The organism is Pseudoalteromonas sp. HL-AS2, assembly GCF_031198805.1.
Taxonomy (GTDB): domain Bacteria; phylum Pseudomonadota; class Gammaproteobacteria; order Enterobacterales; family Alteromonadaceae; genus Pseudoalteromonas; species Pseudoalteromonas nigrifaciens.
Map to the genome: position 1 here is coordinate 72422 of NZ_CP133572.1, position 14861 is coordinate 87282.

General features: G+C 37.6%; 14 protein-coding genes and 1 pseudogene. 8 read left to right on the top strand and 7 right to left on the bottom strand.

Features of this window, described 5'->3' with window-relative positions; genetic code table 11:
* Positions 1-222: 222 nt before the first annotated feature.
* Both RB215_RS15225 and grxC read right to left on the bottom strand, forming a co-directional pair.
* Positions 223-738, bottom strand: coding sequence for a YkgB family protein (locus RB215_RS15225; protein WP_011329675.1), 516 nt, complete (start codon positions 736-738; stop codon positions 223-225).
* 54 nt (positions 739-792) lie between these two features.
* Positions 793-1053: a glutaredoxin 3 gene (grxC, locus tag RB215_RS15230; protein ID WP_193039037.1), complete on the bottom strand. Its 261-nt coding sequence runs from the start codon at positions 1051-1053 to the stop codon at positions 793-795.
* Positions 1054-1201: 148 nt separating this feature from the next.
* On the opposite strand from grxC, the gene RB215_RS15235 reads away from it, so the two are divergent.
* Positions 1202-2062 carry an AraC family transcriptional regulator gene (locus RB215_RS15235; protein WP_309217355.1) on the top strand — a complete coding sequence of 287 codons (861 nt, stop codon included), beginning with the start codon at positions 1202-1204 and terminating at the stop codon, positions 2060-2062.
* Between the two features lie 206 nt (positions 2063-2268).
* Here RB215_RS15235 and RB215_RS15240 read toward each other — a convergent pair whose 3' ends face one another.
* Positions 2269-2769 (bottom strand): lactoylglutathione lyase family protein, encoded by a 501-nt coding sequence (locus RB215_RS15240; RefSeq protein WP_011329672.1) that lies wholly within the window; start codon positions 2767-2769, stop codon positions 2269-2271.
* 104 nt (positions 2770-2873) lie between these two features.
* Here RB215_RS15240 and RB215_RS15245 point away from each other — a divergent pair, with 104 nt between their 5' ends.
* Positions 2874-3743, top strand: coding sequence for a LysR family transcriptional regulator (locus RB215_RS15245; RefSeq protein ID WP_309217356.1), 870 nt, complete (start codon positions 2874-2876; stop codon positions 3741-3743).
* Between the two features lie 190 nt (positions 3744-3933).
* Here RB215_RS15245 and RB215_RS15250 read toward each other — a convergent pair whose 3' ends face one another.
* Positions 3934-5031 carry an RNA-guided endonuclease TnpB family protein gene (locus RB215_RS15250; protein WP_309217357.1) on the bottom strand — a complete coding sequence of 366 codons (1098 nt, stop codon included), beginning with the start codon at positions 5029-5031 and terminating at the stop codon, positions 3934-3936.
* Between the two features lie 70 nt (positions 5032-5101).
* On the opposite strand from RB215_RS15250, the gene RB215_RS17865 reads away from it, so the two are divergent.
* Positions 5102-5302 (top strand): transposase, encoded by a 201-nt coding sequence (locus RB215_RS17865; RefSeq protein WP_375144266.1) that lies wholly within the window; start codon positions 5102-5104, stop codon positions 5300-5302.
* On the opposite strand, the gene RB215_RS15260 is transcribed toward RB215_RS17865, so the two are convergent.
* Positions 5271-6032 carry an IS5 family transposase gene (locus RB215_RS15260; RefSeq protein ID WP_024600859.1) on the bottom strand — a complete coding sequence of 254 codons (762 nt, stop codon included), beginning with the start codon at positions 6030-6032 and terminating at the stop codon, positions 5271-5273. The two genes, RB215_RS17865 and RB215_RS15260, sit on opposite strands and share 32 nt — an antisense overlap.
* Positions 6033-6125: 93 nt before the next feature.
* Here RB215_RS15260 and tnpA point away from each other — a divergent pair.
* Positions 6126-6401, top strand: a pseudogene (tnpA, locus tag RB215_RS15265) (IS200/IS605 family transposase); the annotation flags it as partial.
* Between the two features lie 147 nt (positions 6402-6548).
* Positions 6549-6998 carry a GyrI-like domain-containing protein gene (locus RB215_RS15270; RefSeq protein ID WP_011329668.1) on the top strand — a complete coding sequence of 150 codons (450 nt, stop codon included), beginning with the start codon at positions 6549-6551 and terminating at the stop codon, positions 6996-6998.
* Between the two features lie 107 nt (positions 6999-7105).
* On the opposite strand, the gene RB215_RS15275 is transcribed toward RB215_RS15270, so the two are convergent.
* Positions 7106-7975, bottom strand: a complete 870-nt coding sequence (locus tag RB215_RS15275; protein WP_011329667.1) for an MYG1 family protein — start codon at positions 7973-7975, stop codon at positions 7106-7108.
* 604 nt (positions 7976-8579) lie between these two features.
* Between RB215_RS15275 and RB215_RS15280 the strand changes: the two genes are divergently transcribed.
* Both RB215_RS15280 and RB215_RS15285 read left to right on the top strand, forming a co-directional pair.
* Positions 8580-10097: a DUF3360 family protein gene (locus tag RB215_RS15280; protein WP_011329666.1), complete on the top strand. Its 1518-nt coding sequence runs from the start codon at positions 8580-8582 to the stop codon at positions 10095-10097.
* 357 nt (positions 10098-10454) lie between these two features.
* On the top strand, positions 10455-11102 hold the full coding sequence (locus tag RB215_RS15285) for a hypothetical protein (protein ID WP_309217359.1): 648 nt from the start codon (positions 10455-10457) through the stop codon (positions 11100-11102).
* A 196-nt stretch (positions 11103-11298) separates the two neighbouring features.
* Here the strand turns inward: RB215_RS15285 and RB215_RS15290 are convergent, their stop codons facing one another.
* Positions 11299-13269, bottom strand: a complete 1971-nt coding sequence (locus RB215_RS15290) for a hypothetical protein (protein ID WP_011329664.1) — start codon at positions 13267-13269, stop codon at positions 11299-11301.
* Positions 13270-14134: 865 nt separating this feature from the next.
* On the opposite strand from RB215_RS15290, the gene RB215_RS15295 reads away from it, so the two are divergent.
* Positions 14135-14491 (top strand): EamA family transporter, encoded by a 357-nt coding sequence (locus RB215_RS15295; RefSeq protein WP_309217361.1) that lies wholly within the window; start codon positions 14135-14137, stop codon positions 14489-14491.
* Positions 14492-14861: the final 370 nt, after the last annotated feature.

Sequence of the window (14861 nt, forward strand, 5' to 3'; positions counted from 1 at the left end):
ATATTGATAATAAGTGTAGGTGTCTACTTAACTCTCTATCTGAAATAATTATCTAGACACCTAACTATCTGAATACCCACTTTAAAACCAAAAATTAAGTAGACACCCACTTTATAATTTATCAATTAACTAGACACCCATCTTAAAAACCAGTGATTATTTAACTAAGAATAGTTTTGTTCAAATACTAACAATAAGTGTGGGTGTCTACTTAACTCTTACTTAACTCTTTTTGACACTAAGTGCTTTACCTAACAACACAACTGAAGCGGCTAACAATACCAAATCTTTTACCAAAAACTGGCCTGGTACTACGTTAAGAGCAGGGAACCCACCTAGGCTCATTTCCCAGACTGGAGCCGTTAACAATAAACTCGATGTGACCGCGAAGGTTGCAATAGCGCCTAAGCTACCAACTATACCTAAAACGCGGTTAAGTGGTGTGAGTAAAATGGCAATAGCGATAGCTATTTCTGTTGCACCAATAAAATTTGACGCACCTTGCACACTAAATATACTATACAACCAAGACGTTAAAGGGCTTGACGTGACTAGGCCCTCAATAGCGCCAGCTTCATAACCAGTAAACTTCATCGCCCCTATCCATATTAAAATAAGTGCAATTGACAAACGTAGCGCATTATCACCAAGCGAAGTAATCGAGTGGGCTATTTGTTGTTCGTTTGTTTGCAATGAATTACTGTTTGTAGCTTCGTTTTTAAAGTTCGTTGTTGGCATAGTGTTTTCCTTTATAAATAAAAGTAATTGATAAAATAGTGCTAGCTGAGATGATTAAACACGATCACCGATTAAATCAGCTAATGAGCCCGAATTTAGCGCATGATGAAAATCATCGCCGCCACCAATATGTTGGCTGTTGATAAATATTTGCGGTACAGTTTTTCGACCGCTACGTTGTTGCATTTCTTTAGTTAGTTTTTCAGAGTCAGTAATTTCAAATTCTTCAAAATCGAGACCTAAACGAGTGAGTGTAGCTTTGGCACGTTTGCAATAAGGGCAGTAGCTTTTGCTGTATATTTCAATTTTAGTCATGGGATATTTCCTATTTTATTAAATGGCTTTCTCATTGTTGATGTAGCTATTATGACGCATTCATTAGTACCAACAATGCTCAAAAGTCTTTACTTTTGTCACTAATCGTCTACATTGTGAATCAAATTTGGTTTCTGGTAGGGTTGGTATGGAAGTTTTGAGCGATATACTTAAATCACTGCGTGTGGGTGGCAGTGTATACTTCTGTAGTCATGTTGAGCCGCCTTGGACTAAGGAATTTATAAATAAGGAAACGGCATGCTTTCACTTAGTGAGACGAGGAGCATGTTGGGTAAAAGTGGGAGATATGGTGGAGCAGTTGTTTGCTGGTGATTTAATTTTTTTAGGCCCCGGCATTGATCACATATTAACCAGCGCACCAACTGATGTAAAAATGCCCATCAGCGCCGATCCAACTCTTTTATTATGTGGTGATTGCTCGTTTATAAACGATGAGCTATCACCTATTAGTGAAATGTTTGAGCAAGTCACCATTGTGCGCGAGGATGAAGTGATAAAACATCCTTGGTTAAAAAGTACCTTTGACCAATTAAGCTCAGAATTTATGTCGCAAGATATAGGTAGTGAAATAATAGTCAACAAACTGACGGAAGTAGTGCTAGTTGAGCTAATACGCATTAATTTTGGGCGTCATCAGCAACATTCATTTTTACATGCGTTACGTGATAAACGCATAAAGCAATCGCTAGAGTTTATCCATACCTCTCCTGAAAAACCGTGGACAATTGATAGCTTAGCTTCTAGTGTGGGAATGTCACGTGCTGCTTTCGCCAAGAAATTTACTACTTTGGTGGGTCAAACAGTTTTCACATATCTGTCTAATTTACGCATCCAAAAAGCCAAAGATATGATAATAACCACAACGCAATTTATTGACGATATCGCACTGGCAGTGGGTTACGAGTCAGAACGGGCTTTTAACAAAACATTTAGTAAATATGAAGGTATAACACCCAAACAGTTTCGTAAGAAAAATAAAGATATTTGAATACATTAACTTAGTTTTAAAAATTAATTACCTAAACACCCATCTTAAAAACCAGTGACTATTCAACTAAGAATGGCTTTGTTCAAATACCCTAAATTCGGATAATAAGTGTGGGTGTCTACTTAATTTTCTTAATTTTAGGCAATAAAAAAGCTGCAGTAGCTTACTGCAGCCTTTATATATTTAAATACTAGCTACACACTAACTTAGTATGCACCGGCACTATAAATAAGTTCGTAGCTGTGGCTGTATATTTCTAGGATATTACCAAACGGGTCTTCCATGTAGATCATGCGGTATGGTTTTTCACCTGGGTAGTAATAACGTGGCTCGGCCATACGTTTTTTACCACCGGCGGCTACAATACGCTCTGCTAGGCCTTCAACATCTGGGTCTTGCACACAAAAATGAAAAATACCGGTTTTCCAATATTCAAAGTTATCTTTTGGGTTTTCTTGGTTTTTAAATTCAAAAATTTCTACACCAATACGATCGCCTGTAGATAAGTGCGCTATTTTAAATTTTTCCCATTTTTCACCAAACACTTCAGTACACATTTCGCCTATTGGGCTTTTGTCTTCGAGTATTTCGGTTGGCTCCATAATAGTGTACCAACCCATAACTTGGGTATAAAACTCTACTGCTTTTTCAACGTTTGGTACCGAAATACCAATATGCGAAAAACTACGTGGGTAGGTATGACTCATAATAATATTCCTGCTTATCTTGTTACTGGTTAATGCGTTTAGTTTACGAAGCCAGTTAAATTAAGTAAAATAATCATTAATCATCATTTTGAGTACATTTTGTAATGATAAATCCCATATGGTTAAATACGTTTTGTACTTTGGTTGAGGTAAATCACTTTACGCAAACAGCCGTTCGCCTCCACATGACCCAGTCGGGTGTAAGCCAACACATTAAAAAATTAGAGCAGCACGTTAACTGTGCTTTGCTAGAAAGACACGGCAAACAGTTTTCGCTTACTGTGCATGGGCAAAATCTATATCAACAAGGCAGTTTATTACTTAAAGAGTGGCAGTTTTTAGAGCAGCAATTAAAAGACGACTCGCCTTACAGCGGTAAAGTAAAAATACAGTCGCCTGGTAGTTGTGGATTGCAGTTTTATAGCCAGTTATTAGCTTTGCAAACAAAGCACCAAGGGCTGAATATTGACTACCGCTTTGCGCCAAATATAAGTGTTGAGCAGGCTGTAGCTAACCATAATGCCGACCTTGGTTTTTTAACCCAAGCACCCACACTTAGCGAAGTAACCAGCCATAAAATAGGTACAGAGCCGTTACTATTAGTTACCCCTGCACATATTAAAACCCCAACATGGCAAGCTTTATGTGAACTTGGCTTTATTGCTCACCCCGACGCTAAACACCACGCGCAACTTTTGTTGAGCGAAAACTACCCGCGGTTTGAACATTTAGAGCAAATAAAACACACCGGTTTTTCTAATCAAATTAGTTTAATACTGGAGCCGGTAAGCTTAGGCCTGGGCTTTACTGTGTTACCTGCGCATGCAATAAGTGCGTTTAATAAGCCTAAACTTATACAAACTCATTATTTGGCAAACCCTATAAGTGAAAATATTTACGTGTGCCACCATCGCAACAGGCCATTAGCAAAACGTATGCATACAGTAATTTACACAATAAAAGAGAGTTTATAATTGCTGTAATAATAAATCCCTTAACCAGAGTTCAAATTAAATAATTTAAAGGACTTTTGAAGTACCCCTAGATAAATCAAGGGGATTCTTGTCGTCAACGGTTTAAGCATTGTAATACTAGATCACTTTAGACTTCTAAAACCTCTTACAAGCATTTAATGTGTCGGTACTACCTACCGCCACAAATTATTTAAGCTATAAGCCTTAATCCCTCATTATGGATATTAATAGCAGCATTATGATCTCTATCATGGATAGCTCCACATTCACAAGACCACGTTCTTATAGCTAATGACCATTTACCAGAATACAGCGAACCGCACTCATTACACATTTTACTTGATGGAAACCACTGGCTAATAGCTGACACTTTACGGCCATACCAATCGGCTTTATATTCTAACTGTCTTACTATTTCACCAAAATTAGCATCGTGGATATGCTTAGATAGCTTACGGTTCTTAACCATGTTTTTGACTTTCAATGACTCGATCCCTATCACTTGGTTTTCGTTTATAAGTTTCGTTGTCATTTTTTGGGTAAAGTCTTTGCGTGAGTTTGCTATCTTTTCGTAAATTCGAGCAACAACACGTTTTTGCTTGTTGAAGTTGTTGGAGCCTTTTTTCTTCTTGGCTAGTTTACGTTGTGCTTTGGCTAGCTTGCTAGCGTACTTGTTTGTTAATCGTGGATTATTGAACTTAGTGCCATCCGAACAGATAGCAAGATCTTTAATGCCAACGTCTACGCCTACCGTTTTATTCGCTACTGGCCGTTTTTTAATATCTTCTTTAACTAAGATACTAATGAAGTACTTACCTGATTTAGTTTTAGATACAGTCAGCGAACTAGGCTTACCAGTAAATGAGCGTGACCACTTAATTTTTAATGGCTGCTTCATCTTCGCAAGTGTTAACGATTGCTTATCAGCCTCCCACTTAAAGCCGTTACTCATATAGCTTACTGATTGATTACCATGTTTATTTTTAAACTTAGGGTAGCCAAAGCCAGACTTAAAGAATGATTTAAAGCCTTTATCTAGGTGCTTTAATGCTTGCTGCAATGGCACACTTGAAACATCTTTCAACCATGCAAAATCAGGGTTCTTTTTAAGCTGAGTGAGGTTTTTACTCCAATCGTTATAATTGGTTTTATTACCTAAGTCGTATTGCTCTTTAGAGTAACCAAGTGCTGAATTATAAGCGAAACGAACACAGCCAAATGTATGAGTAAGCATTAGCGCCTGTTCATTATTTGGGTAAACTCTGTATTTGTATGCTATTAAAATCACTTGGTCTTACTCCTTGCTTTTTCTTATTATATACCTAAGTATGACAATCAACTATTGGTCCATTATAATTATGACGCATAAGAATGAGGCAGAAGTAAGAAAAGGTCGGCACTGTGTTAGCGCATTACATGCACATTTAATATTCGTGACAAAATACAGGCGCAAGGTGTTTAATGATGTAATTTTAAATCGGCTAGAGGCGATACTATTAGGGGCTGTTGATCTTTGTAGTACATATATCAATCAGCCCACATTGGTAGCCACATCATAGTAAATGCTAAAGCGAGCATTGAATGATAATTTCGTTCAAGCTTTTCATACCGCGTGGCTATCCCTCTATATTGCTTAATACGGCCAAATGCATTCTCAACCAAGTGCCGATATTTGTACATGCACCAGTCAATATCTTCATTGCCTACTAAACTGTTGCCCTTACGTGGAATAACGGGTGTAGCGTTATTATCACGAACAAACGCTCTCAGTTTTTCACTGTCGTAGCCTTTATCTGCGACAACCATATTACTTGTTGGGCAATTAGCTACGAGTGACTCTGCATGGACGATATCATGCGTATTTCCACAGGATAATTCATAATAAACAGGCAACCCTCCGCTATCGACTGCAAGATGAATTTTCGTAGAATTTCCACCTCGGCTCTTTCCAATTGATTCATTGTCAGCAGTTCTTGCACCGCAACTATGTTGATGAGCCCTGACAATACTGCCATCAATGAAGACCCAATCCATGTCCGCATCACGAGATAATGCGCGAAACAGTTCATTCAAAATCCCTTTTTTGGACCATAAATTAAACCGTCTGTAGATAGCACTCCAACGGCCAAAATCAGAAGGTAAATCTCGCCATGGAATACCTGTGCGCATCTTATACAGTATGCCTTCGAGCGTTTTTCTATGGTCGGGCTTATTATAAATTCGACCACTTAAGTACATTACTTTTGATAAGACATTCCATGTCCCGTCTGTTAACATTAATCTTGGCATGTAGGTTCGGTGTAAAGTTTTCTGGCGAATTCAATTATACCTTATCTTCATGCTGTTTGTTTTTCATACCACAAAGATCAACACGCCCTAGATGTGTATAAAGATTTTGAAGTTGATTTAGTCGAATTTAACGGTGAGCAAGATCACGTTCATTTGTTAATTGAATACCCTCCTAAAGTACAATTAAGTAAATTAATTAATTCGCTTAAAGGTGTTAGCTCAAGACTAATGAGGAAAGAGTTTACAGAAATACACCGCTACTTATGGAACGGTGCGCTTTGGTCGCCTAGCTACTTTGCTGGATCTTGCGGTGGCGCGTCATTGGACGTATTAACAGCCTATATAGAACAACAAAATAGAGCTAAGTAATGTTAATGCTACGCATTAAAGACTTACACCCTCGACATAAATGACGGGGGTTTTCATCAGGAACGATAAATAGTTACAGTCCATAATGGTTTTTCTGTTACGTTATAGTTACGTTAAAGCTAAGTGATTGAAGTAAGGAAGGTCATAATGCAAGTAAAGCAACTCCCAAGTATAACTTTAACTGGTTTAAAGGTAAGAACGTGTAACGCCGATGAAATGAACTCTGGCACTGCAAAAATAACGGAGCTTTGGCAAAAATTTGGTGAAAAGCATGGACAACAGCTAACAAAAAATACAAAAACGTATGGTGTTTACACTAACTATGAAAGCGATGTAACCGGTGAATTTGATGTAATAGCCTGTTGCGACGACTTATCGATTGGAGATCAAAAGTCAGTAAAAGTAACTACCGAGGCAGGGAGTTATTTAGTATTTAACGGGACAGGTGAAATGCCCGATGCGGTAATCGACCTGTGGGGCGAAATTTGGCAATACTTTAGCTCAGACGACTGTCGTTTTACTCGTACCTACAGCAGCGACTACGAATATTACAAAAGTGCTGATGAAGTAGAAATAGCCATAGCGGTTAAAGAATAAAGCTTTAGGCTTTAGGCATAATTAAAAACGCTAGCTTAACTTGCTAGCGTTTTTTTATGCGCGTAAATATTAATTTTAGCGACTAGCACTTTTAAAGCCCTATATTACTAAGCTTCTAGCGCCATTGCTGCCATTTTCATCGCACTTGCAAACGACTTTGCGCCAGCAATAAATAAACCGTTATGACAAAAAACAGCATCTTCAAGCCCAGTTTCGTCCTGAAATTCTTTATCAGATAAACCAGCCCACGGTTTTGGGAGTGACTTGCGATCTTCAAACGATCCTGGCTCAACCGGTACAGTTTGCACAATCCACTGGCCAGAGTGCGAAGGATAAACCATATATAATGCTTTATCAGAAAGCGCATGCACGGTTTTTTTCCACGGTGTGTATTGCTCTAACACAATTACGCGTGGATCAGCTGCATTTTCAATCGCTTTAGCAACAATTGCTTTTGCATTAATGCCACCGTTAGCCGCAGCTATAAAGCGAGTTAAAATGCGCGATGCAAACTCAACCGCTTCATCAAAACAGGCATCAAAGTTACTCTCTTCTTGCCACGTTGGGTTAAACATTGAAATAGTTTGGCTAAGGCTAATGCCTTTAGCAACGCCTTCAACATGGCCGCAGTCAATTGCATCAATAGTAGAGACTAAACCAGAGTCAATTGCATTGGCTGTTTCTTGGCTGCCTTGGCATATTTCAAGGCCATATTTTTGCCAAATTAAACCAAATGAAGAAAAAGGAATACCATTTTCACGCGCCCCGGCACCGCCACGTTGGTGGTGATCAAAACGGCCTGTCTCTGGGTTATGCTCGCCACCTACATCAATCACAACATCGGCTTTGCTTATAAGCTCCATATCGCGGGTGCGTATAAGTTTAAAAGAAGGATAAATATACTTAAGTGCAGCTACACTAAAAACATCATCTGCATGAAAAGTACCGTTGTGGGTTGCTATCGTTATATCATTCATTGGTTTTGTATCATTTTCTAAAAGGATAAGAAGGTCTCGCTATTTAAACGTTACGGTTTTGAAAATACTTAACAAGTAAAAATCATAAGGCGGATTCTATCTGATGAACGCTAACAAAAACAGTAAACTGTTTTTTATCCTTGTTAAAGCAATTAAGCTCGCATGCAATAGCCCACTAATTATAGAGAGATGCAAAGCCACACGTTATTATTTTGCTGCGTTATTTTTGTATCAACAACCAAACTTTAGTTAAATTATCAGCTAAAGCATGGCTAAATGCCCTATTTTCTTAAACAACATAATATAAATGCAGATAAAATTATTTTAATTTTTATTATTGCTGTAAGTGCTAAAAAACAACGCATTGCACTTTAACCTTTATAAAAATAAGCTAACCATATGTTTAAAAACAATAAAAACTACATTTAACATCAAATACTACATTCAGCTATAGGTATATAAATGTTACTAAATAGTTTCATACAAGACCTTTGACTAATCGTAATCTGTTGCTAGCTGCTTTATCCTGCCGCCTCAATTTTTATTTGCTTTAAACAAAGCTGTATTTTTATTTTGAGTGAGCAACTATGTTGCAGGAGAAGCCATGAATACCACGCCGCAAGATGATATTTCATCTGATGCCAAACCAGGAGCGGATACTCAAACCGCTACCAATAGCTATAAAAATCTACACAAGCCTAGCTCTGAGTTTAATAGCCGAGACGAATACCTAGAACACGAGCTGCAAATTATGCAGCCTAAACGCTGGCGCCCAAACTTACCCTTTAGAGACTACAGATTCGAATTTGAAGACGCTATTCCTGCAATGGCTGCCACCATAGGTAAAGTGGTTATGGTTGCCGCTATTGCCGCAACGTTTGCAAGCCCACTGGGTTTAAGCGACGCTTTTGTTTTAGAAAACGTGCGTTACGAATTACTTATCGTCGCCTTTTTTATTATTTTGTTTTCAGGCTTTATTTTACCTACCGCTAACTTAGCCGGTACTCATGGCCCTTTAATTCCGTTAATTCCAATTGTAGTTGCAGCAGGGGGGCACCCTATGGCATTTGGCTTGCTCATAGCAGCCTTTGGTTTAATTTTGGCAATAAGTAAAGGCGGAACCCTACTGGCTAAACTAACCAGTAAAGGCGTATGTGGCGGCCTTTTACTCTACCTAGGGTTTATAGGCATAACCTCGCAAGTTAAAAAGCTGTTTGCATGGGCCGAAGCCATCGATATGACCCACATTGCCTTTATTGTTATTTTTTCCACTATAATTTTATATGCCATGTTAGAGCATTTTAAAAAGCGTTGGTTAGCCGTACCACTTAGCTGTATTTTAGGCGGCGCAATAGCCTTTGCATTAGGCGCACCGTTTGAGTTTCATACTGCACCGGGGCTACCAAACATGGACCCTATGTACTGGTGGGGCGAAGACACCGGCTGGATGTTAGGCCTACCTACTCTAGAAAGCTTTGTAGTAGTACTGCCATTTGCAGTGCTTGCTGTTGCTATGTGGTCGCCGGACTTTTTAGGCCATCAGGTATTTCAAAAAATAAGCTACCCAAAACGTACCGAAAAAGTACAAATGAACATAGACGACACCATGCTTAGCGCATCAGTTAGGCAAACCTTTGGCTCGCTACTGGGCGGCGCTAACTTTGCGTCATCGTGGGGCACTTACATAGTGCCAGCAGCCATTGCTAAACGCCCAATACCAGCAGGCGCTATTTTAACCGCACTATTTTGTATTATTGCCGGCGTATGGGGCTACCCTATGGACCTTGCAATTTGGCAACCTGTGCTGTGTGTAGCGCTAATAGTAGGGGTATTTATTCCACTACTAGAAGCCGGCATGGAAATGACCCGCGTAGGTAAAACCACCCAATCAGCTGCTATTGTAGTATTTGCTTCAAGCTTAGTTAACCCAGCATTTGGTTGGTCACTCACCATATTGCTAGACAACTTAGGCTTTATTGGCTGTAAAGAAAGAAGTAAAGAACTCACCCGCATGAGCCGCTGGATCATTCCACTGGTCATGTTTGTACTACTAACCAGCGTAATGGCCATGGTAGGCATGCTGCCAGGTATACCCGCGTTAGTATCAAGCTTTAGGCACTAACTTTAAAAGTTAGCTTAAAGTAAATTACTCCCAGTAAGCGCATTTTATATGCGCTTACTGCGTTTTAAAGCTTAATTTTTTAGGTGGCAGCATAGAGCGATAAGCGGTCATTCAGGGAATTGGTATTGGCGGAGCGATACTAAGAGGAAACTTTCCCCTTTTTCACATGTTAAATAAGCTACAGTAGGCATAATAACTTACACTATTTGTTATTAATGTAAGTTCATAGTATGACGACGTTTTCGCGCTAAAACAGGGAAAGTGTCCCCTGATAAAGCTGTTATAACACTTCGTCACAGTCTGGTGTTAAAACCTTAGTTATAATAATCTTCCACTTATCTTATTGAGGAATTTGAAATGTACGTTTTAGTAACTCCCAACATAAAGGGTTATCAGGCTCGTAATGCAAAACACGTTATTTATGCACATAAAAATGAAAAGGGTCACGTATATATCGGGCAAAGTGGATGCATGGTTAACCGATGGAATGAGCATCTACAAATAGCTAAATCAAAATCTCACCCTGAATACGGGCAAAAGTTTAAGAAATCATTGCGTGAAAGTAAACGATGGGAGCACTATGTTATAGGTATTGCTGAAACTGCAAGTATTGCAAATGATGTGGAATCAGCTGCGATAGTTTTCTATAAGCCTGCTTTAAATTCTATTCCTGGAACTAGTTCAAATACAGAAAATTTATACTATTTTCAACCGCTTGATGGAAATGGAAGAGAAATAAAATTAGAAGGAAAAACAATCGACAGGTATCGAAAACAAGAACGTTACAGTGATAAAGAAAGAAAAACTATCAAATGTAGAGCTATAAACAAATCAGGTAAATCTCATGTTAGCTTTGAGTGCATTGACGACGGTATGAGAGTTAATATCTCACATGATAAACGGATTGGCTTTTGTGCAGGTGATACCGTAAAAATTTCCTTTGCAGCTAAAGGAAAAACATTTTATACAACAACAGAATATAGTCAGGTGCAGAAAGTGTTATAACAAGAGTCTAAGGTCACGACAGTCCGCAATTGGCACTTTCCTGAAGCCTGCTGTGAGCGAAAACCGGACTGTCGGGTCAACTCGTTTTTGGACATTTTCGAGTTAGGACTTTTGCCTTAATGACACCATTTCAGATTACCAAAACTATGAAAAAGCTCTAATACCTGTGGCCAGTTTTATTTGACCACTACAACTGTTATTCTTCGTCCGCCTTAAGCTTTTTATAAATAAACAGATCATCTTCTATTTTAAAAATAACTAAGATTAAAAGCTTTAAGTAAAGTAAATAGGAATTTTCATGTAGATGAATTTCTGTCGGATTTGCCTGTGTACCATGTAAATAGCTATTTCTTAAGTCGTGCCCGTTTGTAAACTCACTTTTGTTTAAATAGTAATTGAAGTAATTTTGCTCAGGTATTGCGAAAAGTGAACTTCCAAAAAACACTACTCCATCATTACTCATATGCAAAACTTCGTCTTGAATATCGGCAGAATAATGGTGTAACGAGGCGACCTCATTTTCAAAAACATCTCTTAATATTAAAATTCTGTTCCAATTTGTAACTTGAACGCAATTATTTTCATCGACAGATATATAATTGCTATCTATCAAATAATTTAAATGCTCATGCTGATGTTCTTCATAATTTCCGAAATTTATTTCTTCTTCATTCACCAATAAATCAACAAAGTTCTTATATTTCTTGTCTTTGAACGGGTCAACATAAGTCAACAGAGTCTGATCCGAAAATAGCAGAAAGGTTAGAAAATTAACTTCTTTGTCATCCTTATTGATATATATGTACTTATTGCTGTTTAAGCTTGGGATGTCTTTGATGGCTGTAGGGCCAGATGACATTTGTAGAAGTTCAAAATCAATATGTCCATTTTCTACAAATAATTTGTATTGCTTCAATATCGACTCGAACTCAGGTGCGATTGTTCTTATTTTCTCTAAAGCAGAAGCATTTTGAGTAGGAATTGTAAAATTGACGTTACTAGGTAAGTCAAATAATTCCGGTAGAGTATTAGTGAAAACTGTTTTTAGAATATCTTCTAATGAATACCCAAGCCCTTTTAGTACGTTGGAATATGTGTAAATTTGGCCCATAGATGCCATTTCTAATTGTGTGAACGCTACACCAAAAACGTATTCAGTTTTTGATCTAACACCTAAAGTTCTTTCTAAAATTCCAAGCTGATTTTCTTTACTGGTTAGAGCTACAATATTCTGTTCATCCACGTACTCAAAAAGTGTCTCGAAGTTTCTGTACAGAATATATGGGTGATTATTTTCTTTAATGTAATCTAAGCTAAATTCGTGATGGACTGTACCCTGCTCAATCCAAGCATGTTTAATTTTAGAAGCATTTTCGGGATAACTGATAGCTACCCCGTATTTAAATGATGAACTAGAACCACTATCGAAAAACTCTTTAACAGACTGTTGGTATTTTCTCTTAGCTGCTAATTTAGTTTTATCTGAGATTCGGAAGCCACTATGTTTTTTAGCATTTTGTATTATTGGCAGGTAATTACTATTGCAATGCTCTGAGTCGATGTACGAAGCAATTATGCTTTCTTTATCTTGAATAGTTAAACAACTAGGTAGGTACAACTTCGTTTTATTAAAACTATTTTCGACTTCATATATAGAAAGGAGGATCTCTGCACTTTGCTGGTCACTTTTTAAAAACTCACAGAGAACAAGCTTATATTTATCCACCAAATTTTTATGGCTCAACAAGTGCCCCACTTGATGAGGGGTTTTCTTCAAAACTTCTTCTATTTTAGATGGCGATATCTTTTTATATTGTTGATAGTTATTTATTAATAACCAGAAACTATCATAGTAACCGTAAACTATATTTTCAAAAGATGACAGGAAGTTACTATCATCAATATTAGTTATGAATTTCCCAATTAAAATTTTAAAAGTATTAACTTTTTCTTTGTAAGCAACAATATCTGTATATGACCAACTTTTAAGGTATATGCCGTTTTCGAAAAACAGCGATATATTGTACAGTTCAAGTATATCGTTTATATCGTCTAAATCGTTTGCTATTTCGCTATTCAATAACCGCTCTGCTTTTGATAAGTAATGACCACTCGACATGTCGTGTACCGAGTGAAATACAACCCTATCTCTATCTGGCTTGTTCATAACAAACATTAACCTTGTAATTTAGTATCGTTATATCTTTTACTAAGGTATCGATTTTATACATTTATTACAAACACTTGTTGGCATGTATCACTTTGATCTGATCCTGCAATAGTGGACACGTTGTATCATTACTAAAAATTGGTCAGTTAGCTCATGATAACGAGTAACCTGTCTTATCGCTGTGGCGCGGAATGGGGCAGAAACGAGTTGATCATGAATGACTGCAAAAATCGAATGGGGTCAAATCTTGACTTCACACATTAAGAATCTTCAATGTCCATTCATGGCACTTTCCAGCCACTCGACAACTTAAAATGTTGATAATAATTGGCAAGAGATTTTACTGTGTCGGATGGCGCTTCGCTTATCCGACCTACAATTGGCACTGCGGGGCTAATTTTTAATTGAAAACTACTTGTTTACGTATTACGTGAACGTATAAGTAACTGGCAGTGCAAACGTAAGCTATCCATATTTTCACAAATCTACCCGCTAATGGGTGCAATTTTGCTACTTACAAACCAAATACCCACCTTTCATATGCCATTTATGGGATTTACTATGCAGCTTATGCTTATTTATAAAATCAATTAAGGTGAATATACTAGGCTAGTATTTTATTAATCGTTTAATTAAATAGCAGGCAATACTCTGTCGTTAAATAAAAATTGGCTGCCTTGTCTGTTTAACAGCTTAAAACTATTTATATTGCGACTTTCTTATATGGTGTTTTTGTAAGCCTTTATTACCTTATCAATTTTAAGCTAAGAATGGTGCAAGGGATCATGTTGGCTATGCAATTTAATGGCAACATTTCTTAGAGCGGCTACTTCATTCTAATTTATAAAGGAATCATTTAATTATGTGGATAATTTTTGCATTACTCGCCACGGTTTTTTTTGGCGCACGAGGAATAATGTATCAATGGACATCCCAGAAAAAAATTAATCGAAACTTATTATTATTCGGTGTGTTTTTTGTCGGATTTATAATCAGTGTTTTGGGTGTAACCTTGTTAAATCAAAAGTGGTATGGCTGGGCTGATATTGCTGTTGGCTTAGCATTGGGCTTTGGCTCTTTTGCCGCTAATGCTTTTTTGCATAAAGGTTTTTCGGTTGGAAAGGCTTCGCTTATTAGTATTTTGTCGGGTTTAACTCCTTTATTTGTGTTGGTTTTTGCCTTTTTATTATGGCAAGAAGCGAATGGGGTCAAATCTTGACTTCACACATTAAGAATCTTCAATGTCCATTCATGGCACTTTCCAGCCACTCGACAACTTAAAATGTTGATAATAATTGGCAAGATATTTTACTGTGTCGGATGGCGCTTCGCTTATCCGACCTACAATTGGCACTGCGGGGCTAATTTTTAATTGAAAACTGCTTGTTTGCGTATTAAATGAACGTATAAGTAACTGGCAGTGCAAACGTAAGCTATCCATATTTTCACAAATCTACCCGCTAATGGGTGCTATTTTGCTACTTACAAACCAAATACCCGCCTTTAAATGCCATTTATGGGATTTACTATGCAGCTTATGCTTATTTATAAAATCAATTAAGGTCAATATACTAAGCTAGTATTTTATT

Bases quoted from the DNA above. Each gene is read 5' to 3' on its own strand.
- RB215_RS15225 (WP_011329675.1), bottom strand. From the start codon at position 738: ATGCCAACAACGAACTTTAAAAACGAAGCTACAAACAGTAATTCATTG.
- grxC (WP_193039037.1), bottom strand. From the start codon at position 1,053: ATGACTAAAATTGAAATATACAGCAAAAGCTACTGCCCTTATTGCAAA.
- RB215_RS15235 (WP_309217355.1), top strand. From the start codon at position 1,202: ATGGAAGTTTTGAGCGATATACTTAAATCACTGCGTGTGGGTGGCAGT.
- RB215_RS15240 (WP_011329672.1), bottom strand. From the start codon at position 2,769: ATGAGTCATACCTACCCACGTAGTTTTTCGCATATTGGTATTTCGGTA.
- RB215_RS15245 (WP_309217356.1), top strand. From the start codon at position 2,874: ATGATAAATCCCATATGGTTAAATACGTTTTGTACTTTGGTTGAGGTA.
- RB215_RS17865 (WP_375144266.1), top strand. From the start codon at position 5,102: ATGACGCATAAGAATGAGGCAGAAGTAAGAAAAGGTCGGCACTGTGTT.
- RB215_RS15260 (WP_024600859.1), bottom strand. From the start codon at position 6,032: ATGCCAAGATTAATGTTAACAGACGGGACATGGAATGTCTTATCAAAA.
- RB215_RS15270 (WP_011329668.1), top strand. From the start codon at position 6,549: ATGCAAGTAAAGCAACTCCCAAGTATAACTTTAACTGGTTTAAAGGTA.
- RB215_RS15275 (WP_011329667.1), bottom strand. From the start codon at position 7,975: ATGAATGATATAACGATAGCAACCCACAACGGTACTTTTCATGCAGAT.
- RB215_RS15280 (WP_011329666.1), top strand. From the start codon at position 8,580: ATGAATACCACGCCGCAAGATGATATTTCATCTGATGCCAAACCAGGA.
- RB215_RS15285 (WP_309217359.1), top strand. From the start codon at position 10,455: ATGTACGTTTTAGTAACTCCCAACATAAAGGGTTATCAGGCTCGTAAT.
- RB215_RS15290 (WP_011329664.1), bottom strand. From the start codon at position 13,269: ATGAACAAGCCAGATAGAGATAGGGTTGTATTTCACTCGGTACACGAC.
- RB215_RS15295 (WP_309217361.1), top strand. From the start codon at position 14,135: ATGTGGATAATTTTTGCATTACTCGCCACGGTTTTTTTTGGCGCACGA.